The organism is Haladaptatus sp. W1 (genome assembly GCF_001723155.1).
GTDB classification, from domain to species: domain Archaea; phylum Halobacteriota; class Halobacteria; order Halobacteriales; family Haladaptataceae; genus Haladaptatus; species Haladaptatus paucihalophilus.
Genome location: NZ_MEIH01000151.1, coordinates 1 through 6496 on the forward strand (window position 1 = coordinate 1; position 6496 = coordinate 6496).

The 6496-nt window shown below is 60.4% G+C and carries 5 protein-coding genes; 3 read left to right on the top strand and 2 right to left on the bottom strand.

The window, feature by feature from the left end; all coding sequences use genetic code 11:
* From BG842_RS08305 to BG842_RS08315, 3 genes are all read left to right on the top strand, one after another.
* A partial coding sequence (locus BG842_RS08305; protein WP_069450409.1) for an ABC transporter permease occupies positions 1-462 on the top strand: 462 nt, incomplete at its 5' end.
* Positions 463-662: 200 nt separating this feature from the next.
* Positions 663-1820 carry a cobalamin-independent methionine synthase II family protein gene (locus BG842_RS08310; protein WP_069450410.1) on the top strand — a complete coding sequence of 386 codons (1158 nt, stop codon included), beginning with the start codon at positions 663-665 and terminating at the stop codon, positions 1818-1820.
* 226 nt (positions 1821-2046) lie between these two features.
* Positions 2047-2811: an IclR family transcriptional regulator gene (locus BG842_RS08315; protein ID WP_069450411.1), complete on the top strand. Its 765-nt coding sequence runs from the start codon at positions 2047-2049 to the stop codon at positions 2809-2811.
* A 130-nt stretch (positions 2812-2941) separates the two neighbouring features.
* Here the strand turns inward: BG842_RS08315 and aceB are convergent, their stop codons facing one another.
* Both aceB and BG842_RS08325 read right to left on the bottom strand, forming a co-directional pair.
* Complete coding sequence (gene aceB, locus BG842_RS08320) at positions 2942-4243, bottom strand: malate synthase AceB (RefSeq protein WP_069450412.1); 1302 nt, start codon at positions 4241-4243, stop codon at positions 2942-2944.
* Positions 4244-4371: 128 nt separating this feature from the next.
* A partial coding sequence (locus BG842_RS08325; protein ID WP_069450413.1) for an FAD-linked oxidase C-terminal domain-containing protein occupies positions 4372-6496 on the bottom strand: 2125 nt, incomplete at its 5' end.

Genomic DNA, 6496 nt, shown 5'->3' on the forward strand with positions numbered 1-6496 from the left:
ACGCTCGCCATCATCGCGCTCGTGTTTCCCCTACTCGGCCTCGGGTTTCTCCCGTCGCTCGTCGGACTGTTCACCTACGCGCTGTTGCCGATTCTCACGAACACGGTTGCTGGTCTCGAAGACGTGGACGAGAGCACGGTCGCGGCAGCCCGCGGCATGGGAATGACGGAGAACCAGATTCTGCGAAAGATCAAGTTGCCGCTCGCGCTTCCCGTCATCTTCGCCGGAATTCGGACGAGCGCCGTCCTCAACGTCGGCACTGCCTATCTCGCGTTCTTCATCGGCGGTGGCGGACTCGGGGTGTGGGTGATCACTGGCATCTCTCTCTTCGATACGCCACAACTTCTCGCCGGGGCGATTCCGGGTGCGCTGCTCGCCATCGGGTTGGACCTCCTCTTCGCTCTCATCGAACGACGGCTCGGGACGAATTCGGCCCAGACACAGACTATCGCAACCGGATAGCTCGTTTTCGTCACTCCAACTGCGGATTGTCAAGGCGAACCCCGTCAATGAGCGGTTAGGTGGGTTTCCCTATCCGAATGGCTCCTCCTCGCAACTCTCAACGATACAACTCGCAACCAGTCACTGCCGAGAGGAACCGCACCGATGTGAATACCGTGGGTTATTTTATGCTCGGTGATTATTACTGATGTGAGTATCAAATGACCGCAAACGACGACCGGATTCGCACGACGCACATCGGAAGCCTGCCTCGACCACCGGAGCTGCTGGAGCTACTCACGAGACGTCAGGACGGGGAAACCGTCGACACCGACGAGTGGGATTCGACCGTCGCGGACGCGACCCGCGATGTCGTTGCGCGCCAGGCCGAGGTCGGTATCGACGTCGCTAACAACGGCGAGCAATCCCGCGTTTCGTTCAACTGGTACGTCGCGGACCGCCTGAGCGGCATCGAGGGGAAGCGCGAACAGGAACTCTGGGCAGACCTGCAGGAGTTCCCCGACTACGCTGACGAGACGTTCAAAACGGACGTCATCGACCTCTCGATGCACCCCGTCGTCACCGGTCCGATCGAGTACACGGGCCAGGACGAGGCCGAGACCGAACTCGCGGAGTTCCAGGATGCGCTTGCCGCCGTCGACACCGATTTCGAGGGGACGTTCATGACTTCGGCGTCGCCGAGCGTCGTCACCGCCACGCACGTCAACGACTACTACGACTCCTACGAGGAGTTCCTCTTCGCCGCCGCGGACGCGATGGCCGAGGAGTACGAACTCGTCGCCGAGACCGGAATGACCCTCCAAATCGACGCCCCCGAACTCCTCACCGTCGGTCAGACGGCGGCGTACGCGGGCGAATCCCTTGAGGACATCAAAGGGGCGACGCGCCTCCACGTCAAGGCGCTCAACGAGGCGCTGTCGAACGTCCCGGCGGAGCAGGTTCGGCTTCACACCTGTTGGGGGAGTTACGAGGGACCCCACCACCTCGATACGGATTTGGTCGAGATGCTCCCGGAGATTTACGAGGCCGATATCACCGGGCTCAGCATCGAGCAGGCGAACCCCCGCCACCAGCACGAGTACCGCGCGTTCGCCGAACATCCAGTTCCGGATGGCTGGACGCTGATTCCGGGCGTCGTCGACGTGAAGACGAACATCATCGACCACCCCGAGACCATCGCTGATCGCCTCGAGCGGGTCGCCGATGAGGTCGACGACGCGACGCCGCTGGTCGCCGCGCCCGACTGTGGCTTTGGCACGCAGGCCGGACTCGGAATGGTGAGCCCCGAGATAGCGTGGGCGAAACTGGAGGCGCTCGTCGAGGGTGCCGAAATCGCGACCGAGCGCATCGACGGGTAGACGAGACGAGTGTCTCGGGGCAGGCCTCGAGCGGGTTCACTGCCACCCGCTCGGCTCGCCACTAGTCTGCTTCTCGTGTGGAGATGACGACCTCATGGCAGTCGAAATTGCTCGAATCGCATCGGGCTAAACGGCTTTCCCTGCAATTCCGTAATCGCACTCTGGAGAGACAGCGGGTCACTTTCTAACAGACAGCATTATTGGGACGAAATCACATGGGTTGCATATGAGTAAACAGCGAGGCCGAACGGTCGAAGCAACCAAGACGTCGCTCACAGTGCTCGACGTCATCGCGGAGTTAGGTGGCGAGGCGGAGACCGCTGAAATTGCGAATGAACTCCCCTTCGCGGTGAGCACGGTCTATAAACATCTTCGCACGCTCGAAAATGAAGGATTTATCACTAAATGTGGTGGGCAGTACCGAATCGGTTCGAAGTGCCTCGAACTAGGGGGGTATGTCCGCCAATACGACGACATCTATCGAACTGCGGAGGCAGATCTCCAAGAGATGGCGAACGAAACGGGGGAACTTGCGAATCTTATGGTCGAGGAAGACGGTCTCGGTGTCTACATTCACACTGCTAAAGGCGAGAAGGCGGTCAATATCGACACGTCGCTGGGAAAGCGAATGCCGCTCAATTTCACCGCACTCGGAAAAGCCATCCTCTCTACCATGACCGAAGAGCGGGTCGACGAGATACTCGACCAGCGAGGGTTACCGCGGCAAACCCCGCAGACGATTACCGACCGCGACGAATTCGACGCGGAGCTCGAACGGATACGAGACTCTGGCGTCGCATACGAACGGAATCAGCGTGTCGACGGAATCTGCTGTGTTGCAGCTCCCATTACCGTAGAGGGAAAACGCCACGCTGCCATCAGTATCACCGGGCCCGAACGACGGATGTCCGAAGAGCGACTGCAGAATGAACTGAAGGACGTCGTTCAACGCGTCGCGAACGTCATCGAAATCAACCTGACCTATGAGTGAGTCGGGTCACACCGATGACGCGTTTTGCCCCTACAGACGAAGGCACTGGTGAGGAGGACGTCGACGGCCGAAAAATGGTGAGAGCTGACGATTCACGCACGAGACATCTCTGGGTGGGTTCAGGTGTCGATCAGTTTCCGACGTTCGTCGCTCGCTCCACGACGTCGCTTCCGTACATTTCCTCCAGTTCCTCGTGCTGATCCGGACGGTGCTCGTAGACATCCTGGAACAGGGTGACCGGCGTCTGTGCGGCCTGATAGGTGGCCTCGTCCCACATCCGATCCTTGTCGATGTCCACCTCAACGTCTCCGATAGCCAGCGTTGCCGACTGCGTCATGGCGATAGCACCCCGTCCAGCCTCTTTTGCCGCTTCGAATTCTTCCATCGAATCGACGATGTCGTTCATGCTGGGAACGTAGGATGTCATATCCAGCAGTTCCTCGCGCAACTCGTCCTCGTCGAGTTCGCGTTCGTCGGTGCCGACGCGCAGGACGTAGCCGTCGCCAGTTTCTTCAAGCGAAATCTCGTCGCCGTCGTAGACCTGTTGACCATCCTCCTCCCGGAGTTCCACTTCGTCGTCGCCGACTTCGAGGAGCCAGCTCCCAGTCTTCGGCGGGAGTGGCGCCTTGTTCGCCTCGACCACCTGGCCGGGGGTCAACGACCAGATACCGATCATGCCCTTCGCACGGTTGTCCTCCATCCGCTCGTGGTATCCCTCGATGTCGCGGATATCGTCGTACGGTCCGTCGACCGCGATGAGTGCGGCGGCGCTTGCACCACGGGACGTGTTGTGCCGAAGTTCGGGCCACTGCGGAAGTGATCCGGTCGGGGTCATCGCGCGCATGTCCTTGGTGTAATCGACCTCGCCATCGACCAGCATGAAGAGCCGCTCGAGGTTGTTCGATGGCTTACCGATCTCTTCGCGGAGATCCCCGAGGGCTAGTTCGGCCTCGCCGCTTTCGACGATCACCGACATGGAGAGGCTTCCCTCTTCGAGTCCGTACTCGTCCTCGATGATGGTGAAAAACTCGTCGGCCTTCTTCCAATCGTCGATGTCACCGACCTCCGGAATGACGAAGCCGTCGATATGGTCGACGGCGCCGTTTTCCGGGTTGGCAATCTCCAGCATGTGCTGGAATCCCTGGTACCGGGTCGTCGAATCCTCACGGTGCCAGACGACCCGCGGGTGTATCTCTCCCGGGAAGTCAGCACCGTACTCGGAGACGACCTCGATGAGGTTATCGACACCCTCGTCCCGCATGGACGGGGCCGTTGCATCCTCGTTGTCCGGCACCCAGACGTCCGGGGCCTTCATTCCCTGGAGCTGAGCAGCGCTCCGGATCATCTTAGCGGAATCGTCCTCGTCCACGGCAGTTGGGGACGTGAAGAATGTTCGCACGAACTCACGGTCGTAATGTCTTTGCATAGCCATAGCTCACCAAAATATTATCGGGCGATATAATAAGAGTATCGGTCGTGAGCGCGGGCCGACTATCCCGCCTCAATTCTACTCTCCCCGATGCGAAATTGCTATTCGGGCTGGTAGGGGACAGACGTTGTTCAATCGACGAGTGCCTCGGCGACCTTCGTAATTGGATGCGGCGGCTTCATCGCGTCGGCACGGTCACCCAGTTGGCTCCGGCAGGATGCGCCGGGGGCGACGACTGTGTCGGTGTCGCTCGCATCAACCTTGTCGAAGAGGATTTGTCCTATCGCCTGCGAGAGGTCGAAGTGCTCGGCTTCGTAGCCGAAACTCCCCGCCATGCCACAGCACGCGCTGTCGAGGGGGTCGACCGCGTAGCCCGCTCGCCGGAGCACGCCGACCGCATGGTGGTCCTTGTTCATCGCCTTTTGATTACAGTGGCCGTGGTAGGAGAGCGATTCATCGGACTCCTCGAAGATCATCCGGTCGTCGAGTCGGTGCGTGTCGACGTATTCGAGAACGCTGTAGGTGTTCTTGGAGACGGTTTCGACCGCGGACCCGTGCAGGAGCGAGCGGTACTCGTCCTGGAACATCACGGCGTCCGACGGTTCGATGAAGAGCACCGACCAGCCGTCGTCGACGTACGGACGTAAGGCGTTCACGTTGCGGCGCGCTCGTTTCTCGGCGAGGTCGAGAAATCCCTTCGAATACGCCGGTCGACCGCTCGACCCGACGTCGTCGGGAATCTCGACGTGGACGTTCGCCGCCTCGAGAACCGTCACGGCGGCTTTTCCGGTCGAAGGGTGACTGTAGTTCGTGTACGTGTCGGGGAAAAGCAACACCTTGTCGTCTGCCTCCCGGAGGGGAACGCGCGGGCCACGTGACTCGAACCACTCCTCAAAACTCTCCGCCTCGAACGTCGGAAGCTCCCTATCTGCGGCGATTCCGAGGATTTTCTCGAGAGCGAGCCGGGAACCGGGAAGTTCGGTAAGCCGGTTCGTTATCGGTGCGAGGCGGCTGCCGAGCGCGGAGAGCGTATCGATATTCGCGAAGAGACGGTCGCGGATTCCGGGGTCGTCGTGCTGATGGGCCTGATGTTTGACCTCGGTCTTGAGCTTCGCCATGTCGACGCCAGTCGGGCAGTCGTTCATACACCCCTTACAGCCGATACAGAGGTCGAGGACCTCCTCCTGGAACCGTTCGGAGTACAGTTCCTCCTCCGGAAGTTCCCCACTGATGGCCGCACGCAGCAGGTTGGCACGACCGCGTGTCGCCTGGATCTCCTCCTCGGATGCTCGGTAGGTCGGACACATCACGTCTTGATCCGGCTGTCTGCAGTTTCCACAACCGTTGCAGAGTTCGACAAGGTGAGAGAACCCGCCCTCCGCATCGAAATCGAGCTTGGTCGCCGGTTCGATGGAGCTGTAGTCGGCGCCGTAGCGGAGGTTATCACGCATGTCGGTCGGGTCGTCGTCACGGTAGACGACCTTGCCGGGATTCATCCGCCAGTCGGTGTCGAAGACATCCTTGACGTCTTTGAACGCCGTCCAGAGGGTCTCACCGTACATCTTCGGATTGAACTCCGTTCGGGCCAATCCGTCGCCGTGTTCCCCGGAGAACGCCCCGTCGTGTTCGAGAACCAGATCCGTCACGTCGTCCGTGATCGACTGCATCGTCTGGATTCCGTCACCGTCTTTCAGGTTGAGAATCGGACGAATGTGGAGGGTTCCGCTTCCGGCGTGTGCGAAGTAGGCTGCTGACGTTCCGTGGTCGACCAGAACGTCTTCGAACGACTGGACGTACTCGGCGAGTTCCTCGGGCGGCACTGTCGCGTCCTCGATGAACGGATAGGGTTTCGGATCGCCATCGAGGCCCATGAGGAGGGGGATGGCCGCTTTCCGAAGCTTCCAGAGTTTCGCCTGTTCGGCGTCCGTGTATGCCTCGATAACCTCGAAGGCCTTTCCAGTGTCGTGGAAGTGCGCGTTCGTCTCCGCGACGGCGTCCTCGAAGTCACCGACGAGTTCGGAGTCGAACTCGATCATGAGGGACGCGGCGGTTTTCTCTGGAATCGGGTCGGCGTACTGCGCGAACTCGGAGGATTCGCGGGCGAGTCGGAACACCTCATCGTCCATGAGTTCGACCGCGCTGACATCGAACTCGAGTGCTTCGGGGACGGCCTCCATGGCATCGACGAGATCCTCGAAGCAGTAGAGCGCGAGCGCGGTCTCCTCTGGCCTCGTCACGAGGCTTACCGTCGCCTCG

What these genes read in the sequence shown, in the direction of transcription:
- BG842_RS08310 (WP_069450410.1), top strand. Translation starts at nt 663, where the DNA reads ATGACCGCAAACGACGACCGGATTCGCACGACGCACATCGGAAGCCTG.
- BG842_RS08315 (WP_069450411.1), top strand. Translation starts at nt 2,047, where the DNA reads ATGAGTAAACAGCGAGGCCGAACGGTCGAAGCAACCAAGACGTCGCTC.
- aceB (WP_069450412.1), bottom strand. Translation starts at nt 4,243, where the DNA reads ATGGCTATGCAAAGACATTACGACCGTGAGTTCGTGCGAACATTCTTC.